General features: G+C 37.1%; 13 protein-coding genes. 3 read left to right on the top strand and 10 right to left on the bottom strand.

All coding sequences use genetic code 11. The annotated features are described in order from the left end of the window. The 10 genes from GN157_RS12590 to GN157_RS12635 all read right to left on the bottom strand — a co-directional run. Positions 1-5,876: choice-of-anchor J domain-containing protein (locus GN157_RS12590; protein WP_157483781.1), on the bottom strand; the 5,876-nt coding region annotated here is incomplete at its 3' end. 185 nt (positions 5,877-6,061) lie between these two features. Beyond that, positions 6,062-7,849: a tetratricopeptide repeat protein gene (locus tag GN157_RS12595; protein WP_157483782.1), complete on the bottom strand. Its 1,788-nt coding sequence runs from the start codon at positions 7,847-7,849 to the stop codon at positions 6,062-6,064. A gap of 333 nt (positions 7,850-8,182) precedes the next feature. Beyond that, positions 8,183-8,824, bottom strand: a complete 642-nt coding sequence (locus GN157_RS12600) for a hypothetical protein (RefSeq protein ID WP_157483784.1) — start codon at positions 8,822-8,824, stop codon at positions 8,183-8,185. A gap of 227 nt (positions 8,825-9,051) precedes the next feature. Next, positions 9,052-10,530, bottom strand: a complete 1,479-nt coding sequence (locus tag GN157_RS12605; RefSeq protein WP_157483786.1) for an SLC13 family permease — start codon at positions 10,528-10,530, stop codon at positions 9,052-9,054. A 25-nt stretch (positions 10,531-10,555) separates the two neighbouring features. Further along, entirely contained in the window at positions 10,556-11,773 is a 1,218-nt protein-coding gene (locus tag GN157_RS12610) for a porin family protein (RefSeq protein WP_157483788.1), read from the bottom strand. A 13-nt stretch (positions 11,774-11,786) separates the two neighbouring features. Beyond that, positions 11,787-13,328: a M14 family zinc carboxypeptidase gene (locus GN157_RS12615; protein ID WP_157483791.1), complete on the bottom strand. Its 1,542-nt coding sequence runs from the start codon at positions 13,326-13,328 to the stop codon at positions 11,787-11,789. 10 nt (positions 13,329-13,338) lie between these two features. Beyond that, complete coding sequence (locus GN157_RS12620; protein WP_157483792.1) at positions 13,339-14,640, bottom strand: porin; 1,302 nt, start codon at positions 14,638-14,640, stop codon at positions 13,339-13,341. 6 nt (positions 14,641-14,646) lie between these two features. Beyond that, a complete protein-coding gene (gene iadA, locus GN157_RS12625; RefSeq protein ID WP_157483794.1) occupies positions 14,647-15,792 on the bottom strand; it encodes a beta-aspartyl-peptidase in 1,146 nt (381 codons plus the stop codon). A 3-nt stretch (positions 15,793-15,795) separates the two neighbouring features. Next, positions 15,796-17,154, bottom strand: coding sequence for a C4-dicarboxylate transporter DcuC (gene dcuC / locus GN157_RS12630; protein WP_157483795.1), 1,359 nt, complete (start codon positions 17,152-17,154; stop codon positions 15,796-15,798). Positions 17,155-17,177: 23 nt separating this feature from the next. Then, positions 17,178-18,797 carry a lamin tail domain-containing protein gene (locus GN157_RS12635; protein WP_157483797.1) on the bottom strand — a complete coding sequence of 540 codons (1,620 nt, stop codon included), beginning with the start codon at positions 18,795-18,797 and terminating at the stop codon, positions 17,178-17,180. A 309-nt stretch (positions 18,798-19,106) separates the two neighbouring features. On the opposite strand from GN157_RS12635, the gene pdxR reads away from it, so the two are divergent. The 3 genes from pdxR to GN157_RS12650 all read left to right on the top strand — a co-directional run bounded on the left by pdxR (position 19,107) and on the right by GN157_RS12650 (position 22,618). Continuing rightward, a complete protein-coding gene (gene pdxR, locus GN157_RS12640) occupies positions 19,107-20,594 on the top strand; it encodes a MocR-like pyridoxine biosynthesis transcription factor PdxR (RefSeq protein ID WP_157483799.1) in 1,488 nt (495 codons plus the stop codon). A gap of 75 nt (positions 20,595-20,669) precedes the next feature. Then, a complete protein-coding gene (locus GN157_RS12645) occupies positions 20,670-21,572 on the top strand; it encodes an alpha/beta hydrolase family protein (protein WP_157483801.1) in 903 nt (300 codons plus the stop codon). A 200-nt stretch (positions 21,573-21,772) separates the two neighbouring features. Beyond that, positions 21,773-22,618 (top strand): helix-turn-helix domain-containing protein, encoded by an 846-nt coding sequence (locus GN157_RS12650; RefSeq protein WP_157483803.1) that lies wholly within the window; start codon positions 21,773-21,775, stop codon positions 22,616-22,618. Positions 22,619-22,642: the final 24 nt, after the last annotated feature.

A 22,642-nucleotide genomic window follows, 5' to 3' on the forward strand; every position in this document is an offset into this window, starting at 1 on the left:
CCTAATTCAATAGAGTAATAGTAAGTACCTGTAGGCAGTTCATTACCTTTTTTGTCCTGACCAAACCATTCGTTAGTATAAGCTCCCTGAGTAAACACCTCTTTACCATAACGGTTAAAGATGCTTATTTTGGTTACATTAAATCCGGTAAGATCAAAGTTGTCATTCATTGTATCTCCATTTGGAGAGATACCACGAGGGATAAGACATGCTGTAGCATTGACTTCAACAGTTTGTATTATAACACATCCCTGACTTGTAATTACTTCAACAATGTAAGCTCCTTCTTCTTCAATTTCTACAGAAGCACCAAAGGCAACAAAACCTTCAGGACCTGTCCAGTTTATCTCTGAATCAGCTATATCAAAAGAACCATTAACATCACTAACACTTAATACGTAAACATTGTTATCACACCCTTGTTGTACATCTGCAACTACAGCTGGCAAAACAGTTATTTCTGCTTCACTACTTCCCTGCTCACAGGTGTCAGGATTCACATATTCATAAATAACAATATAAGTTCCCGGTTGTGTAGCCTCTACATCAATTGAACCATTTTCAGGGTCTAGAGCTAAACCAGCTTCTGAAGTAAATAATCCTCCCTGAGCAAATCCTCCTGAAAGTAATGGAGAAATTATACCGTTATCTGCACAGTATGGGCTTTCATATTCAAATGCGATTTGTGGAGCAATAAGATCTGTAACTACAATTTGTGCTGTATAAGTTCCTTCAGCAATACAATCATTACTATTAGCATTTACAACATACTCAATATTATAAGTACCCGGAGCTACATTTTCAAGAGATACCTCTCCTGTTTGAGCATCTACAGTAAGTTCGTTAGAACTAAATACACCACCTGATGTAAATCCTTCTGTCAAAACAGGAAGAGTATTTTCAGAGAAAATACATGCATCAGTATAAGTGAATTCTGTTACCGGTGTAGCAGGTGCAGAAATAACAACTGTTTCAGTGTAAGTTCCTCCGGTAGTACAATCAAAAGAAGCTAGTGTATAAGTTATCTCATAACTTCCTACCTGTGAGTTTACAACATCTATAATACCGCTTTCGGCATCAATTATCAGTCCGGCATCATTTGATGTAAATGATCCCCCTGTTTGGAATCCTTCTGCCAAAACAGGTGAAAATTCAGCAGCCCCAATAGCACAAATGGTATCTGTATAAGTAAATTCAATTACAGCAGTCACACTTGGTAATACAATAAGCTCAAAAGGATATACTACAGCACACCCTGTAACAGTGTTATAGGCACGTACATATACTGTAGCAGCTACTGAAGTATAGTTTACAGCATCCTGAATAGCTGTTAAATCATCTCCTGTATTAGCATCTTCCTCTGTAGTATAGTAGTTAATTTCATAATCTGTAGCATTTGCATTTTCAAGTACTACTGTATTATTTTCAGTTAGATCGAAAAGTCCTTCGTTTGTCAATGAACAGGCTTCAATATCCTGAGGTTCACCAACTTCATTATTATAATACTCTATCGTTATAGCAGCCGAAGTGGTACATCCCGAAGCTGTGTATATAGCTGTAACACTATAATCTCCTGCTTCCGTAACTGTATAACTAGCTCCTGTAGCACTGTCAATAACATCACCGTCTTTACTCCATTCAAAATCAAAATATTCTTCATCTAAATGAGTATCAAGTACAGTTGTTGCTTCACTACAAAGTGCATTATTATTACTTACCAGTAAATCGTCACCAAGGCTTAATGAACCTGTATCAAAACTACTTCCGTCAAGGAAAATAGCCGAGTCAAAATTACCGTCATTCTTTTCGGCGATAACCATTTTAATATGGTACTGATGTCCCGGTTCTACTGTTGCATTTACTGATAGCGGTACTGTATTACCATAGAAATTATTATTACTGCCATATCTTGAATCACCTCTAAAACCATCATAAACCCTGTCAAAATATTCCGGATTTTGGGAATCACAATCCGCATTGTACTGCTCATCCCTAACCGTAACTACCGATATAGGAGTTGTTGTATTAGGCACTACCGCCAGGTTTGTGGTGTTTCCATCCTCATCTGTAAGAAGGAATGCAAAGGCATCTGCCCACTCACACTGGAATTTACCATAATCCTCTGAAGAGAAAAGGAAGTTAAAGTTTAACTCACTACCAAAAGGCATAAAGTCAAATTCAATTAAAGTTGCATCATAGTAGTCAATAATATTATCATCAACCTCTGAAGCAATCATATAATCCAGTAGATCCTGATCACCTAACCAAGCCTCGGTATTGTTTACCTGATCATAAAAGTTATAAGATTGTGTAGTTACTTTTGGCCCTGTTGCCATTTCAGCTTTACCTGTAGAAAGGATAATTCCTCCTTCAAAAGGGAAGTTTGATGAACCTTGAGTAAAGTAGCCTATACCGTTATGAGGTGCACCGTAGTTTGTACCTGTAGAGGTGTTTACATTAGTTATTTGTGCACAGTTATCACTCGCAAATACATTGGTTACAAGCTCTTCGGCTGTATAAGTATCCTGATCTATTAAAATAGGGTTAACAGGAGTGGCAATACAAATGTCAAACTTTGTATTACTTGCTGTAGCAGCATTTGAGAATACCCTTATTTTATAAGTCTCCCCTAATGTTAATCCTTCAAGAAGGATATCGTTATTATTAACACCAACATTAAAGTTAAATAACGGATCAGTATTTGGCTCTCCAACTATACATTCAACCTCCTGAAGGGTATCACAGTCACCTGAATATACTACTTTAGTAAGATTTAGGTTATTCCCTTCCCTATTACTGATGTACATAATTTGTGAAGCCGATGTAGCTGTAAACTCAAACCATACATCATCGTTTGCAAACGATGCATCACTACAGGTACTTCCCTGAGATGAAGCAGTTGCCAGGTTTAATGTGGCATGATATGGTGAATCACAATATCCTGAATCACTTACAGGTAAAACTATTGCAGTATCACAGTTATCATTAGAAATTAATGTTGAATATACCTGTTCTGCCGTCCAGGTACTATTACCATTTTCACCTCCGCAAACCGATCTTACATATACTGAATATATTGTTCCCGGATTTAAATTTTGAATTGTATATGGATGCTCATCAACTATAATACCTTCACTGTCTTCAGTTGGTGCATCCTGTCCCTCTTCAACAATATAAATTTCCCATTGTGTCGCATCTGCAAGCTCAAGCCAGTCGATAGTCAAAGTTGTTTGCTGCTGATCTGTTAGTTCAACCAACTGTGGTTTCGGACAAAGTTCCTGAGTACATACCGGGAAACCTTCAAAGAAAGGTGTATCAATAGGAGTTACATCTTTTATGTAATTATAAATTACTTCATCAAAAGGGTTTGTTATAGTAACTTCCTGAGTATAATTATTCCAATAAGTAGTATCCCATGTTACTGTAAAAGGTACATCAGGACATAAGGCAACTGTACCCGTATTATTCAAACCACTGTAAGCACTAACAGTACCAACTAAAATGTTATTTTGGTGTATAAACATTTGTGAAAAGGTACCTGAACCTGAAGTAGACTGAATATCAAAAGTATAAAGACACATATTAGCCGGGTCACAAACCGTAGTATTGAAAACAAAAGGACCAACCCAGTTGCTATCATCAGTATCAGAACAATGTGCCCTAACATAATATTCATAATAAGTAGCTGCAACTAAGTTTTCTGCTAAATAAGTATTATTATCTACTAAAATACCATCTTCGTTTGGTTCTCCACCACCCTGCTCTTGTACAACAACTTCCCATTGTGACTCCTGATAACCCGGCGTCCAGCTTAAAGAAGCTGTAGTATCTGTTATATCTGAAACTGTTAAGTCAAGAGGATCAGGACATGTTGGAATGTCTTCTATAATTACCTGATCCAAAAATAAAGTCCATGAGTTGGTATCTACATCAGGAACGTGAAAAGCAATATTCACAACTCCTGTATAATCATCAAGATATATTATTTTTTCCTGATAAACAGCATTATTGATTGTTTGCAAAGATGAAAGCTCTGTAGTAAAAGAAGATAAAGATGTTCCGCCAGTTGATATAAGCACTTCCATATCTGTAGGGTAAGATGCAGATACTACCCTGTACTGATAACGTAATCTTTGATTACCTGTTAGCTGTACCCCTGGAGTAATAAGCCAGTCATCGTTATCTACAGAGTTCCAATACTTTTGAAGAGAAGCCACCTGATTACCTTCATACATAAAATAAGTAGTATTAAGATCCCATGTCAGATTATCTCCGTTGGCATTTACCACTGTCCAGCATTGCTCTGTTGAAGAATCACTGTTAAATCCTTCAAAGAAAGGCAAACTTAATGTACTACATGCCGTATTAAACGTTATAGGTCCTGCCCAACTACTATATTCACCAGAGCCAGGAGAACATTCAGAACGAATATAAATTTCATAACCAGTATTAGGTTCTAACGAGCCTTCACTAGCAGATGTTACATTAACATTTGTACCTGCACCTGAAGGTAAACCTGTACCTGCCGGTTGTAATGCATATTGCCAAGCCGTTGCCACACCTGTTTCTGTCCATGAAAAATCTACAGTATCAGTTGTAATGTTACCCAGAGTAAGGTTTTGTGGCTTATCACAAAGTTCTTTTTGTATACTAAAGGTATAAGTTACTGTTGCAGGCGGAGACCAGGTTCCTATAACAAAAAAGTAAGTTGTACCTGCTGTTACATTTACCTCCGGTATAGATAAATCAGCATTACTGCCACCATTTATATCACCGTTAAGACATTGAACACCAATATTAGCGCAAGAATCATACATAAAAAGACCTGCATAATTTGAACCTAAACCTGTAAGAGAGATTGTAATAACTTCATCTTCCTGCGGAGTATAAGAGTATACTGTTTCATATCCATTAAAATAACCACTTGCTGTAGTACAGCTAGCTCCCGGTGAGCCTGTAAAATTATTTTGGGCATTATTTGCAGTATTGCCAGTATGTGAATATGGTAATTCGGAAGAAGTTATAGCTATTGCGCTTTCACAGGTTGAACCCGGATACTCTGAAGAAAAGTTAAAAGGACCAGCCCAGTCACTCTCATTAGTTCCTGAATCACATACAGCTCTTACAAAAAACTTATATGCAGTCCCCTCAGTAAGAGACACCGGATATTCTGCAGCTCCAGTCACAGTAACACCTGTACCTGTAGTTATTTGAGTTACTTCCAGGAATTCAACTTCCCATTCTGAAGCACCTGCTGCATCCCATGTTAAAAGTGCTGAATTAAGCGTTATATTGTTAGCTGCAAGATTTTGAGGTGTTAAGCACTGCTCAAAAACACTTACATTATCAATTAACCAATAATCTGTACCTCCTGACCTTACAAATGCAAGATAAACATCCTGACCTATAGCTGAAGTAGGTAGTGATAAACTTATTTGTTCATATTCATTTGTAGGATTAATTTCATTATCAGCCCAATCTTCTAAAAGTGTGTAACTTGAAAGATCAGACGGGTCGGCAGCCGTAGAAATCATAACCTTAACCGTAGTTCCTGAAGGCCCCATTTGAAGCATTTTTGAATAAAAACGTAATAATGGATTTGACGGTACATTGAACTGGGGAGTAATTAACCAGTCTTCGGGCGTGGCACCACTCACATTTTGCGAAACCATATAAGCCGCATAGTCCCCTTCATAGGGAGGTTGAACAGGACTCCCATATGGACTCTGCGCCCACGAGAATTCTGTACCAACTCCATTATCTGTTATTGTCCATCCTACCGGTGGCCATGTTCCCTCAAATCCTTCCTGAGGTAATTGGCCAAACATGTAAAACGACAATAATGACATTACAGACATTAAAGTAATTTTTTTCATAGTTTAAGTTTTTTAGATAGTTAAATTGTCGTAGTGACAAATTCAAAAATAAACTCAAACCACAAAAAATAGGTTAACAAACTCCTAGACAAATACTGAACAATAAAATATTAACACTTATGTAAATCACTAATAGTAAGAACTTTATAAAAATCATACCAAATTAACGTTCATAGACAACATTTTTATAACTCAAAATTAAGAATAAAGTCATCCAAATTTACGTCTGAGTCAAGTTCCAGTTTTTTTCTTATTCTATAACGTGAAGTATGTAAACTTTGAAGAGAAATATTCATTAATCCCGCTACTTCATTTAGTGACATTCGTATACGTATGTAAGCACAAATTCTACAATCTGTAGCGGTGAGTTGAGGATATCTCTCCTTTAAATTTTCATAAAATCCGGGGTGTATGTTTTCAAAAACTTCTTTGAATTGCTCCCAGTCCTTTTCCTGATTCTGATTTTGAAAAAGTATTGATTTAAGCTCTGCTTCTATTTCCTCAGTAGATTTCTTTTTCTTATCAATCACTTTAGATATTTGTGACATAATTTTATTTTTTGCCACTAATTGAAGACTTATAGAAGTTATTTCTCTATTCTTCGATTCAAGTTCAAGCAACTGCCTATCGGCTTTCACTTTTAACAAATCATTCTCCGCTTTTTCTTTTTCGGTTTTTACACGCTCAAGCTCAATTTTTTCATGTAGTCGTTCGTTATCTATTTCTATTAGTTTTAGGCTTTTCTTTTTATTACGATATAAAAGCCAACCAAGTCCAATAACCAATATAGAAGTAAAAATTACTAATAGTGAAAGAAAAAGTAATGAGGTACTACGCTCCTTCTCAATATCATACTTACTTTTTAAAAGTTCACTTTCCATTTTAGACTTCTCAAACTCATTACTCCATTTTAGTTCCTCAATACGCTGCTTAACTTCAGACCCATAAATACTGTCTTTAAGTTCGTAGTAACGTTTTAAATAAGTAGCAGTATTTTTAAAATCTCCTTTTTTATTTAATACCCCTGCCATCTGATCATAACCATTCATAACCCCCTTCGGATAATCCAGTTCTTTAGCATAAGCTATATGTCTTTCAGTATAATCATAAGCCTTATCAAGGTTACCTTTAGAACTATAAATAATAGAGTAGTTTAATAAAATTCTCTCCTTTAGCCTACTGTTATTACCCTTTTCGGCCATATTCCAGGCATCATTAAGCACCGCTAAAGCCTTATCATAATTTTTAAGGTTTGATTCAATATTACTAATATTGATCATACAGCTTGCCATACTAACAGAGTCTTTAATCTTTTCAAAATTCTTTAAAGCACGTTCCTGATATTCCAAAGCTTTTAAGTAATCTTCGGTTATCATATATATGTTTCCTACATTGGCATAATAAAGTCCTTTACCCCTTACATTTCCTTTTTGATTGTATATAAAATAAGTTTTATCAAAATAATTACGGGAATTTTGTAAGTCTCCTGTTTCAAAATAAAAAATTCCCATTGCATTATAAAGTGCACTAAGATTTTCAGAGTCATTATTTTGTTCAAAATAGTTTTGTGCTTTCAAATAAACCGCCGCTGCTTTTGAGTATTCATTTTTTTGAACATAATAGTTACCCAGTATTATATATAACTGATTAACCAACCGTTCCTCTTTAAGCTTTTTGGCAATATCCAGTGCCTGTTGGGCGTAAGTTCCTGTTTGCTCAACATTACCCTCTATGATTTCAAGACGGGTTTTGTAATAGTATGCCTTTAACTGTAAAATAGCACTTGTATCTCTTTTTATTTCATCAAAAGCCCCGTCAGATATAAACTTAGCCTTAGCCCTATCATTAGCAGCTATTGAATCAAAAGATTTTATCTGATTATTTAAATCAGACTTCTTCTGTAAGGATATATCTTTTTTACAACTAAAAAATACAGTGAATAAAAAAATCGATAAAAAGAGCCGTAATTTCATTTTTTACATTTGGATTAGGCAAAATAAATAAAAAACTAGCTCTATTTACTATATTTACTTGAAATTTCAGAGTTACCCTGTTTTATATATTGACATTAATGCCCCGTAAATACTAGTGTTTTCTAACCTATCCTTTCCATAGAAGTGTTATTACATTAACAAGGCAAAAACACTAAGCTTCTTAACTTAGCATCTTCCAATGGATATTATATATCACCATAACGATTCCTGAACTTATGATAGTACCTTTTTGCAAGGGAAAGTGTGTTATTGGGAATGTGTAAATTTTATAAACAAGTTGAATATTATCAATCAAACCTTAAAAACAATTGCTTAAGCTGATATATCTTCCGGAAGCATCGGCAAGAAATTATGATAATAAGGGTAATCATTCCAAATAAAAACAGTACTTATTGGACTGGTGAAAAAATCACTTAATTTATAGTCATACCCATTGGTATCATAAATATAATCAACATCATTATTTTCATAATAAACCACTAAAGAAGGTATATTATAATTTTCTCTTGGGTAGATATTCGTATCTCCATAAAAATATTTCATTTGTTTATATACTTCATTGGTATTTAAATCAAGCTTACATGAGGCTATACATAAACTTTCATTATTAAAAACAAATCGCTCCTTTGATTCAATATTTCCATTAAAGTAATTAAGACATTCATAATATACCTCTCCATTTGAATTAATTTGTTTATTATAGAATATTACAAACCTTCTTATTACAGAGACATACTGGTCAATTATATCTTCAAAAACTTCTCCCCTATCTAAATAGTAATCAACTCTAGTCAATATGATTTCATCACTATTCCTTTTTTGGGGAGCAAATTTCTCTATTTTCTTTAATAAGCCATTATTATATGTCTCTTTATTATAAAACTTTAGTCTTTCGGCTTGTTCAAGTGACACCAATACCCCATCTGAATTTGTGTATTTAATTGTTGTCGTCATAAATTGTTAATTATTTATATTTTGAGTATGGTTGAAAATCATAAAGCCCTCCCTTTTTAATAACAGCAAATTTCACTTTTTCTAAACGAAACTAAAAAAACACCTCAAAGTTAAAACCTTGAGGTGCGCTTTTACATATATTCTAAAACATACCTATATAATATTTAAAGATAGTTACCCTCTGATTATAATATTATGGTTGTGTCTAAATGAATTTTTAATTATCGCTACTTGAACAGTAATGGAAAATTTACCGAATCCATACCCCAGATAACCGGAAGCAGGAAGTAAACCATAAATGTAATTATAAGTATTGAAACGAGATTCATTACAATACCACTTTTAACCATATCGGATATTCGTAAATAACCGGAACCAAATACTATTGCATTAGGCGGTGTGGCTACTGGGAGCATAAATGCACACGATGCAGCCAGTGTTACTCCTGTCATTATAAGGTAAGGATGCACATCCAGCGAAAGAGCCATAGGTGCCAACACCGGTAAAATAATAGCCGTAGTAGCCATATTTGAAGTAACCTCGGTTAGGAAATTCACAAGGGTAACCAGTATAAGTAATAATACTAATAAGTTAACATTTTCCATACCTGTCATACGTTCGGCGACCCATTCGGCAAGTCCTGTACTCGAAAAACCTTCTGCCAACGCCATACCTCCACCAAAAAGCAATATAACACCCCAAGGTAGCTTAACTGTGTCTTCCCAGGTTAGCAGAGCCTTTTTGTTTTCCCCTGACGGAATAATGAATAACAATATGGCAGCTGCCATTGCTATAATAGTATCATCTATAGTAGGAATTACCTTTTGAATCAATCCTCTGAAAATCCATGCACAGGCTGTTAGTATGAAAATCACGGAAACACGTTTTTCCTCAAAACTCATTTTACCAAGCTTATTGTAAATCCTGTCTATCTCTTCCCTTCCTCCGGGAAACTCAACCGATTTGAATTTAAAGGAATAAGTCGTTAGGTATTTCCAGCATAGTACAAGTAATAGTATGGAAATAGGAAGTCCAAACTTCATCCACTGGAAGAAGCCAATTTTAACATGGTATATTTTTTCCAGTACCCCAGCCAATACAAGGTTAGGCGGTGTACCTATTAAGGTAGCTATCCCGCCTATAGAGGCGCTGTAGGCTATCCCTAACATCAATGCCTTACCAAAGTAATCTCCCATTTTGTTTCCGGGCGAACCATCCTTAAACTGTTTTACTACCGCCATACCTATAGGCAACATCATAACCGAAGTCGCCGTGTTTGATATCCACATGGATAAAAAAGCTGTGGCAATCATAAAGCCCAGTATAATTTGAGACAGCTTCCCTCCTACATACCGTATAATGGTAAGGGCAATGCGCTGATGCAAATTCCAGCGTTCTATGGCTATGGCCAGTATAAAACCTCCTAAGTAGAGGAAAATATATTTATGCCCGTAACTGGTTGTGGTAGACTGTAGGTCCAGCACACCAAGCAACGGAAAAAGTACTATGGGTAATAATGCAGTTGCTGCAATTGGAATGGCCTCGGTAATCCACCAAAAAGCCATCCAAAGTGTAACACATGCCACATGGTAGGCACCTGCATTTAAAGATTGAGGAGGCCCCAGTATTTCCAGAAAAATAAAAAGAAGCGGTCCCATAATTTTGAAAACCATCTTCTTTTCAGAGCCTGATCTAAATAATTTCATAAAGTAAAGTTATCCTTTTTTTGCACTAAAATACTATCTGGAATAGTAATTCTGCCCTTATTTCTTTACTGGTTTCATACTCTATACTCGAGAAAGCAGTTTGGATTTTAAGGCTGTTTCCCTTAATGTATTTAGACAATCCTAAAGTATAGGCCTTAGTCTCTTCCATTAGTGAACTGCTATAATCCGTAAACTCAGGTGTAAGGTTTGTATAACGTACATCTACAGCATAACCGTTAAGGGTAGCATACCCTAATTGTATATTATAAGCATCGCCCAGTACCAACATAGAGCTTATTTGCATAGGTTGTAATGCCACAGTCCCTGCCTGGTTAATAAATGTTTGCTCTAACCCTGTTGCACTGGTATTGGCATACTCTCCCAATAATGAAAAACCCTGGTATTTTAATAATACATCGGCATACATTTTTCTGTAATCAGGGTACTGTAGTTCGCCGTCTTCGTTATAAAGATCAAAATCACCATGACCCTCACCTACACCGTTACTCGCACCATCATTGTAACTTGCAGCACCACCTACTACCATTTTTAAACTTCCTTCATGTAGTAAGTCGGCTGTTGTATTCTGGTTACCTTCCGTAAAAAATCCTAACGGATATAAATCAAGACGACCGCCATATTTAAATCCGCCAAAATCAGTATCTCTTGAGTCTGACCCAAAAGAGTTTCTTCCGTCACCTGAAGTAAGGGCTACCTGAGGCACAAAACCAAAGTTACCTATACTAAAGGTTCCGTCAAGAAAAATACCAAACTCCCTACCCGTATTGGAAAGGCCAGTACTTAACATACTTCTGTCGGTAAACTGGAACTTATCCTCATTAATGGTCATTTCCCTGTTGTTTACAAAAGTCCTTTTTTGCCCTACTGTAACGTTTATATTACTTGTTGGGTGATAGGCTACCCATGCATCCAGTAACGGATTGGACTGGCTAAAATCGGTTTGGATAAAAAAGCTCACCTTTTCCTTTAACGCCTTACCGCTTACCGAGAAGTAAGCGCGATTTACCTTCATGGTATTTTCGGCATCCTGATTTTCAAATTTACTGTAGGTATATCCAGGCTGTATAAAGCCTCCAATATTAAACTGGTAGTTATTGTTATCAAAGCCAAAATTGAGTCCGCTGCCCTGCTCAAACTTCACTTCGTTTGCAGTGCTTATATTATCCTGAGCAGATAGCTTTAAAGCCAGTATAAGCGGTATATATAATATTATTTTTTTCATGTTGCGTCTATACTTATAGTTTAGATTTCATATAACGGTAAATAGGAAGTTCCTCTCCCAGATTTGTTCTCAATACTCCAAAAGAGATAAAGCTGTTATCTGCTTCGGGTTCCAGTGTTTCTATTGCCAGTCCTCTGTTTTTCTGACTGGTATAAATAATATAAGTTCCGGCAGGGAAATTTTTGGTTTCAGTTACCTTTTCGGTAGTTACGTCCTGCCTGTTCATACCTTCATACTTTCGGGCATCCCTTTTATAGTTTACTACTTTGTAGCTTTCCACTTCTATATCCTGAGCCTCCTTTAGCTCTTGTGCTTCCACACCCAGCACTTTCAGCTTTTCAATAAGTGCGGTATGCTCAGGTAAAACAATGTAGGCTGTAGGCATATCCCTTTTTAATACAGGATGTGACTTTAAGGCATCACGAAGGTTTACTTCCTCCTTTACTTTTGTGTTACTGGCTATGTCTATAAATTCCAGTTCAGACCTTGAAGCTTCCCTTTTTGATGAAACAACTACATCGTTACCCGACTCTTCCGATTGTTTTAAAATCCTTCTCAATTCGGTCTTGTTTTCCATAGCTGTGTTCATATAAGAAACAGCGATATAGAAAGTAGTCATTATCCTTCTCTTAAAGGAAGTTCTCCCCAGGTCTATACCCCTTACTTCCACAAGGGTAGACACACAGTTGCTTAATGCGTATGAAGTAGCACTTGCCCTTGCATTAACCGATCCCTGATTGAATACTGTGAATCCGTGAACATCGGCAGTAGTGTAGTAATCGTGACTTGTTAGGTTATGAGTAGCCAAAAGATCTTTAGTGTTTTTGATAAATCCAAACTGCGTAAGGTCTCTTAATTCTTTTGGCACGTTAAGATTACCTGTGTATAAAAGCATTACATCATATGGGTTGGAATATCCAAACTCCCCCATTTCCAGATAATCCTTCCTAAAAGGTTGGAACTCGTGGAAATCAAGCGCTACTTCGGCGCCAAAATCAGTAAATGCCTTTTTAAGGTATACACTTTCCTGAACCATCAGTTTGGTTTGATCCCTGTTAAGGTCCAGTCCATTTGCAGCATATCGGTCCTGTTTGTTATAACCGTCTATGTTTGCCATAGGGATTATACCTATTTCCAGTTGGTCAAGGTAATTGCTGTATTCGCTATTGTTTAGCAGTTGTTCTATTAAGTAAAGTACTCCTTCGCTACTGGCAGGTTCGTTACCGTGAATACCGGCCTGAATCCATACCTTAACCTTATCGTTAACTCCTGATTTCTGGTTGATATGGATATACGGAATATCTCTCCCTTTCTGGCTTTTGCCAATAAATGTCATCTCCGCTATATCCTTATGACTGTCAACCAATTTTTGAAGGAAAGGCATCATTTCGTCATACTTGGTAAAGCCTTTCTTTTTATCAAAAGCCGGAGTATTTATCTCCACTTCAAACTCAGGAAAGAACTTTTCGGTCATTTCCTTCTTCTGAGGATTAAAAAGTTGCGCCGAACAAAGCCATGTGCAACTTAATACCAAAATTGTTATTATATTTTTCATCTCCTGATATTTAGAAACTTACTGTAAAAATTAATCGTCCTATCCACTCGTTACCGTTTACCAGCTCACCATCGTTATTGGTAGCTTCGGGAGCCGTGTCAACATAAGTCATGGAAGCCTGTATCTTGGCTCCATAATTACGCCCCATATACTTAGTTACACCAAGTGTATAGTAGTTAGGCCTTGCATAAAATGCTCCGTTATTAAGGAACGAATATTTGTCGGCTTCAAGGTGAGTGTACCTTCCGTCTACAGACCACAGGTTTTTAAACACATAACCTGCCTGTACATTATACCCCTGCCCCAGCATCATTCTGTTCTTAATGTAGTTCGTTACATCCTGAATACCATCTACCTCAAAGCTTGAAGAAACAGAACCATCGGTACGTACCCTTTGGGTAATACTGTTATCAATATAAGCGTTTGATTTTACAAACTCTCCCAATAGGGAAAAACCCTGATATTTTAAAAGGAAGTCAATACCAAACTTTTCATAATCAGGCAGTGCCTCATTATTGCTATCATCAAGGTATAATATGGATCCGCTGTTACGGCCTCTCCTGCTACTCACTCCGTCATTGTAGCTGTAGTTAACACCTATAAGGAGTTTTGGGGTGAGTTCCCTTTGAATATCTGCCTGACGGTATTGCCCAAATTTGTTAAACAACCCGAAAGGAAGGAAATCCAGCCTACCACCATATTTAAAACCTCCGTGGTCTTTATCAAAAACATTCATACCGTCACCATTAGTTATGGCAACCGCAGGTTTTAAATACATATCGCCACCGCTTAACCTGTAAGATCCGTTAAAGAACAACCCGAATTCCCTTATGGAAGCAAATACCGAAGTAAGCCTGCTACGCTCGGGTAACTGAAGTGTTTGAGAACCCATGCTAAGCTCAAGGTTATCTGTAGGGGTCATTTTTTGCCCAAAGCTAACCGACCAGTTTTTGGAAAAATCATAGGTAACAAAAGCATCCAGAAGCATATTGTTACTCCCTTCATCGGTATCGGCTTCGGTAGAACCGCTAAGATCTACCTGTAGCCTGTAGCTGAATTTTGTATCTGCCGACTCCCCCGAAAGCCTAAGCCTGAGGCGTCGCATCCTGAACCTGGTATACAGGTCACTGTCGTTTTCGGCTTTCTTAAACTCGGCATAAGGCTGTACATAACCCTGTAGCCTCATGCTGTACCCGCTGTCTCCGCTAAAATTAAGTCCTTCCCCAAAGTTGTACTTATCCAAATGTACCTGGGCAGACATTTTAACGGCACTAAGCAGTAAAACCGTGATTAATAGTATATACTTTTTCATTATCTGTTAGTGTTCAAAATTACCTTTTACAATAATCTCTTTATCAGCCATCATAACCTTGCCTCTGGCAATTACATCTGTCAGCGTCAAATCATCATCTAAAAAGCAGAAATCGGCATCAAACCCTACTCCAATAGTACCTTTTTGTTTTAGCGCAAGGTTTTTGGCAGGGTTGCTTGTTATTAGTTTTACAGCCTGGTCTATTGGCAGTCCGCCATCTTTTACCAGTGCCCTGAACTGTTCGTAGTTAAGATTAACAGGAGCCTTTTTAAAACCTATAACCTTACCTGTTTCATCGGTTTTACCTAATCCGGCATTACCGTCGCTACTAAAGGTTAACTGGTCTATGGATACGCCCTGCTCCAGCGCATACAGTACCGATTTGTAAGGATCTGTGTACTTAGTACCTCCTGTAGTAATATCAATCATACCGCCCAGTTTGGCAAACTCAAGGGACTGATCGAACAGTGATTTTGTTCTCCCTACATGGGTTGGTGATATGTTTTCTATAGGAAACTCGTATTTCTTCACGATTTCAAGTAGTATATCTATTTGTGAAGACATCTTACCTAAATGGATATGCAGTATTCCCTTTTTACCGGCAATCTGTCCGCCTACCCTTACTTCTCTTAAGTGCTTTAAAAGTTCCTGAGCCGTTGGGTAAGACGAGCGTTCGTCACTTATCGCTACCTTACAGCCTATTACCTTATCTATAAACACCATATCGTCCTGTATGTTACTGGTAATGGTAACCGGATCTATACTGAAATAACTGGTAAACATATAGGCACTCATACCTTCATCGGTAAGAGCTTTAGTTTTTGCATAAAGTGTTTTCACACTACGGGCAGTACCATCGGTACCTAATAATCCCACCACGGTGGTCGACCCGCAGGCTACAAATTCACCCAGCATAATTTCGGGCGTCATAGAGGCATAGCCATGCTTACCTCCTGCACCTATTATATGCACATGCTGATCTATAAACCCCGGGGTTACAACTTTACCCTTAGCATCTATAATCTTTGTGAAAGTTGAATGGGGTTCTATATTATCTTCTATAGCCAGTATTTTTTCTCCTCCTACAAGTATGTCTTTTGTACCTAAGTGCTGGGGAGCATATACGTTAGCATTTTTTATTAGTGTAAGCATATATTATATGTAATAATAAATTAACATGACTAGTAAAGCCGAAACAAGCGGAATCAAATTGCGTTTTACAATTTCCATTACCTGTACTTTGGCTATTTCTGCTGTAGCAATCATTACTCCTGCTACCGGAGATACGGTTCTTCCCATTGAAGCCGAAAACTGCATAGGCAGTAATATGGTAGTAGTTTTTACCCCAAGCTTTGATGCTATATTAGGAATAAGCGGACCAAAAGCAAAGAAGGCTGCATTACCACTCCCCATAAGCATGGAAGCCAAAAATATCATTACCGCCATAACAATCCCTATACCTATAGCTCCAAAACCAAGGTGCTGGGAAGTACTTATAAGTCCGTCAATAAAGCCAAGGCTTATAAGTCCCTGCGAGAATATATCAGCAGCAATGATAAGGGTTACCACAGTTTTGAATATATCCCCCATGCCCGACCAGAAAATGGTAAGCGATTTCAGTACATCCTTAACCGATTTTTTTCGTATCATTTCAAAAATCAGTGCCACAAAAAGGCTGATAAACATTACCGTAGTAGTGTCAAGTACTATTTCGTCGCCAAAGAAATTGAATATATCCGAAAATAAAATCAGTAATATTAAAGGCATAATAGGGATTATACCATAGTATAGCGGGGCAGTAAGTTCGGGTTCCTTAACCTCCACTTCGTGTTGTGCTACATTATTCTTTTTATCATAATACCTGTTTACAAAGTAATAGGTAATCATAAGCGTTAAGTTAAGCGGAATGGCAAGCGGTATTTGTTCCCTTATAAAATAACCTACGGTATCGGTCTCCATAATTGAAGTTGCACTTACCGTAATGGCCGATGCTGGCCCCATACCGAAAGCTGTACAGGCTGTTATTACAGAAACTGCCGAGAGCCTTGTTACCCCCAAATTGATAAGGATAGGGAAAACCGAAGCCATTAATAATAACCCCAAACCCGCCGCCGACGGGATACATACAAACAGTATCTGCCCTATAGGGATAACCAACGAAGCAGCTATGTAAGGATGTTTTTTAAACAGGCCCAATGGTTTTAAAGCTATATATACTAAAGATTTAGATGCGCCTATTTTATCAATATAAGCCACAAAACCACCAATAGCCATTATCATTAACCCAACACCTGCGTTAGTTCCTGCAAACGAATTTCTTACAGCCTTAAAAATGTTGAAACCTATAAAGCCTTTTTTGAACTCCGGGAAGGGATCATGCCCCGGTAAAAAGTAGGCTACGGTAAGCATTAATAATCCTGCTATAAGCAATACCGCATGCGGATAGTATTTTTTTAGCAACAGTGTTGCTACCAGTACAATAAATACTATTGCTATAATTGGGCCTGTTATCATTGTATACTAACTCTTATAATTAATTAAAATGAGGTTCCGTCTGCTTTTGTACCCGGAGAGAATAAGGCTCCGTTTACTGAGCTGTGCTGTACAAACTCTCCCGTAATATCAGGATTTCTGGTATACGATTCGTTAGGGTTGTTAGACAGCGGTTCGATATTAAAGGTAAGCAGTACATTATTCTCGGCATCAGTGATTGTCATAAGGTCATCTGCATTATTCATATTTAAATCGCCTGTTGTTGAGGTTTGTACCACGGCACCACCAAAGCTTCCGGTAGGTGTACCACCACCAAACACTACTATTGCACCATGTGCCGGTACTATTGTACCTTCAGGAAAAGTATGGTTAGGCGTACCTGCTAAATATCCGTCGGCATCATAAATCATAAAGCCGCTCATATCCAGCGCATCGTCAGAATCATTATAGAATTCAATAAACTCATCTTCTGCCTGACTGTATACACCGTCACCGTTTGCATCACCGTCCAACGCATCGTTAGATGGATCGTAAAGCACCTCGTTGATTAGTAATGAAATCACGATTTCGTCGTCTTCAATATTTATAGTCACTGCCTGATTTTCGGCTGCTTCGGCGTTGGTTACACTTTCAATATCAAGTACTACCGTTTCATTACCTTCAGCCTCATCATCCTGTATTGCAGATAATGTGGCTGTCGCCGATGTTTGCCCTGCAGGCACTACTATAGAAGTTGTACTTAGGGTATAATCAGTATCCTGTGTAGCCGTACCGGCAACACTTAATACAACAGTAACATCCTGATTTGTTGCTGCATTTAATGATACGGTTATTGTAGCCATACCATCGGCTTCAGATATTGTTTCGTTATCAACAGCTAAAAATACTGTAGCTGTAACATTAGCGTCAGACACTACTCCTAATCTGTTTTCAGGAGCTAACTGATCGTAAATTGCTGCCGGAACAACAATATCTGCCGTATCAGGATCTCCGTCAGGACCCGGATTACCACTCATGTCTAACATCTCATCAATTGCTAAATTGTTAGACAAATCAATAGTAACAAAATTGTGGTTAGGCAGGTATAAATGTTTTAATGCCGTGTTGTTACTCAAATCGATAGTAGAAAGTTTCTGATTCTCTTCGGCACTTGAGCTTCCTTTATATCGTAACAGGGTTAGCTGTGAATTATTTGATAAATCCAGACTTCCAATAAGGTTAAAGTTAAGTTCCAGTTCCTGTAATGCAGTAAGGTCTGAAACATCCAGACTGGTAACACTATTTGAAGTAAGTACCAAATGTTGTAACCCTACAAAATATTCAATACCTGTAAGATCGGTAATTTTTGTTTCGGCTGTTGCCAGTCCTGCCGTCGTTAAATTTGCGACGTTACTACTGGTTTTACTTAGTAAAAGTTCGTTTACAGCCGCTACTTCTGTTGGATCAAGATAATAGTGTACAGCTCCGTCTTCCACCACTTCATATACCCCTGCTGTTTCATTATATAACATGTATTCACCAAAAGCATCATCCGGTATAAGTACTAAGTCAGGCGTCGTTCCGCCACCATCTTCTGTCGGCTCCACGTCATCTGTACTACAACCTGTTAAAACCTGGACAAGGATAAAGCACCCTGCCATATACTTAATCAAATTGGTTTTCATAATTTTAAGTGTTTAAGTTAGCGTGATAGTAATAGTTATGAATATAGTTTTGCAATTAGGACCGGTACCTTTTTAAATTGCATTGTAAATTTATTTTCAGTATTTACAGATAACCTTTTTCACAACCTCACCAACTCAGCAATATCTGTAACAAAACAATCTATTCTTAAATAATTAACTTGTTTTTTTATTAATATCGTTTTTTAAAACGATTTCGTTTTATAATTATTTAATTATTTATTTGCCAAAGAGAGTAAACTTTTTAATATCTTTAACATACCAATTTAAATTTTATAAGCATACCAGTTAATGGATATTATCACACATATTCTAAGTTCCGACTTTAATTCGGCAAATCAAAGCCAGAATACCCCTAAGTTCGTGAGGCTCACCGAGTACTTAAAGAATATTATTGAGCAATACCAATTGCTTGAAGGTACTCATTTACCCTCTACTCGCAATCTTAGTAAACACCTTTCGGTTTCAAGAAGCACCGTTATAAAAGCATACGAATTACTTATTATAGAAGGCTTTGTTGAGGCAAAAAAAGGATCGGGCTATAAAATACTACCCAGACAGGAAAAGAACATTACTGCCAAAGACAAGGTTAACCCTCAGGTTAAATATCCTAAAATATCAAAATCAGGTGTTAGCTTTCAGCATAACGTACACCTTATTAATACAACATCAGACAAATACATAGCCTTCAGGCCGGGATTACCGCCCCTGGACATATTCCCGGTAAACCAATGGAAAAAACTATCCAACCTATACTGGCGCAACATTAAGGCTTCTTCCCTAACCTATTCCAACTCTTCGGGGATTAAAAACCTTAAAAAGAATATTGCCAATTACCTGTACCTGATGCGGGGTATAAAATGCGACTATGAACAGATAATAATAGTATCGGGTTCATTGCAGTCACTTTACCTGTTAGGTACAGCACTTTTGGACAGAGGTAATGCTGTAGTAATGGAAAACCCAACTTTCCCTAATGTACACTCTATTTTCAGGAGTCTCGAGGCCGATATTAATGCTTTCCCTGTTGACAGCGAAGGTATTTGCCTGCCTGAAAGCAATGAAGCGTTTACACCCAAAATTATTCATGTCACTCCGTCCAACCATTACCCAACCGGAGTAAAAATGACAAAAAAACGGAAACAGGAAGTTATAGACTGGGCTAAACAAAACGAAACTATCATTATTGAAAATGATTACGACCACGAGGTAAGCAACTGGGGACTTAAAGACCCTACCATTTTTGAAATGGACAACGATAACAGAACGGTATACCTTGGCACCTTTAACCGTTTGCTACACCCTTCCATAAGGCTTGGTTACATGGTTGTACCCTACTATTTGCTGGATGTTATTACGGCACTGCAAAAACATTCCCACCGCTTTGTATCGCCCTACAACCAAATTGTAATGAGTCAGTTTATAGAAAAAAACTATTTGTTTAACCATATAAAAAATGTTATTGAAGTAGCCGATGAGCGTAAGGAACTCTTCACCCGTTTGGTGAACAATAATATACATGAGTCCTTTAAGCTTAATGAATCTGCTACACGAAGCCTACACCTGTTGTCATCGGTTCCCCAGTCTTTTCATGATAAGGAACTGGTAGACGAACTCACACAACACCAGCTTATAGCCCATCAATACAGTAAATGTTTTATTAATGATGAGCAAAACGGACTAATACTGGGTTATTCGGCAGTTAGAAAACATCTTATGACTAAAAAAATAATGGAAATGGTGCGTACTTATAACGATTTTGCACAAAGGCACCTGTAAGCGGTATGCTTACAAAATTTAAATTGGTATGTTTATATAGCTTTTATTTTCAATTCTTTTGTGAAAAGAATACAAATGAAATATTTATTCGTCTTACTGCTTACCCTTTCCTTAACCGGATGTGATAAAAACGATGTGTCTTACAAACAGACCGATATGCTGGAAGGAAAAGGTGTATTTACCTATCAGGGTTATGAACCGCTTTCTTCAAAACCGGTTAATGTATATTACTATGTTCCCGAAAACAGCGACAGTACTACCCCTGTTCTGTTTGCTTTACATGGTGCTAACCGTAATGCGATAGATTACAGGGATGCCTGGATTACATATGCCGAAACCAACAAGACCATTATTGTTGCCCCCGAATTTTCAGACGCTTATTACCCGGGTGGTGACGCTTATAATTTAGGAAACATGTTTACAGATGGTGATAACCCATCTGCTGCTACATTAAACCCCGAAAGTGAATGGACATTTTCCATAATAGAACCTTTGTTCAGTTATATCAAATCGGTTACGCCAACATCTGTTTCAACCTACAATATGTACGGGCACTCAGCAGGAGCTCAATTTCTTCAAAAATTTATATTGCTGGATTCAGCAACACATTTAAACAAGGCTTTGGCATCGGGAGCAGGATGGTATACCGACATTGATACCTCTATTGAATTTCCTTACGGCCTGGCCGAGAGTCCGCTTGCTGGTATTAATCCTTCAAATTATTTTGCCAAAAAAGTACTGATACAGGTAGGCGAAAATGATACCGACCCAAACTCACCTGGATTGAGACATAACAGCACGGTAGATCTACAGGGACTTACCCGATATGACCGTGCCATACACTTTTTTAACCTAAGTGAAAATGCAGCGGCTACTTCAAGCAGCACGTTTAACTGGGAACTGCAAACAGTTCCAAATGCCTCCCATGAATTTACCGAATCTATAGAACAGGCCGCTGCATGGTTAATGACAGAATAAAATTAACTTCAAAACATTTTGAAAAGTTACTACAGGTTAAATTTAGAAGAAGTCAAACCAGTTTAAAAATGTAATTACTTCTTATATCAGTCTTACAAAACCCATTCATCATTTTTACCTACATTTGGTTTGGTGCTGAATGGGTTTTGCTACTTATATTAGCAACACAACGTTTTAAATTTAAAACCCTGATAGTATAAATGGTTATAGACTATAAAAAAATTGAACTGTTTGGAAAACAACTTATACAGAAAGTTGTATTAGAGCCTCCATTTGATTTCTCTTTTCCTATTGCCCAACAGGCATGTTTTTTATATATGCTGGATGGTGATATGCAGTACCTTTCACAAAATAACACTATTGATATACCTTCAAACTATTCGTTATTGCTTAACTGTGTTAACTCTGGAAATAAAATTCAAAACTCTAATAATGAGAATAAAGGAGAGATTGTAATTGTCACCTTTCATCCGGATGTTTTAAAGAAGATTTATGAAAAAGATCTTCCAAAATTATTTAGGCCAAATAATGAGGTAAGTAATCAGACATCTGAAAAAATTAAGAATGATTTCCTTATTAAAAAATATATTGAAGGATTATTATTTTATTTTGAAAATCCGTCATTAATAAATGAGGAAATCCTGATTCTAAAGCTTAAAGAAATCATCCTTTTATTATCACAAACACAAAATGCCGATATAATACAAACTATTTTATCTCAACTTTTTTCACCTGCCACCTATACCTTCAAACAAATAATAGAGGCTAACCTATTTACTCAAATAAATATAGAGGAACTGGCAAAGAGAACTAATTTAAGTATCTCATCCTTTAAAAGAGAGTTTAAAAAGCTATATAACGACTCCCCTGCTAATTACATAAAGACCAAAAGACTGGAAAGAGCTGCAGAACTTCTTTTAATTTCAAACGAACGGATAACAGATATTGCTTTTGATTGTGGGTTTAATGACTTAGCAAATTTTACAAAAAGCTTCAGTGATAAATACAAAACTACGCCTACTAATTACCGATCGAAAAACGAGTAACAGGTAGAGTGTTTTTTATTTTGA

The organism is Flavobacterium rakeshii, assembly GCF_009741375.1.
In the GTDB taxonomy this organism is placed as follows: Bacteria; Bacteroidota; Bacteroidia; order Flavobacteriales; family Flavobacteriaceae; genus Flavobacterium; species Flavobacterium rakeshii.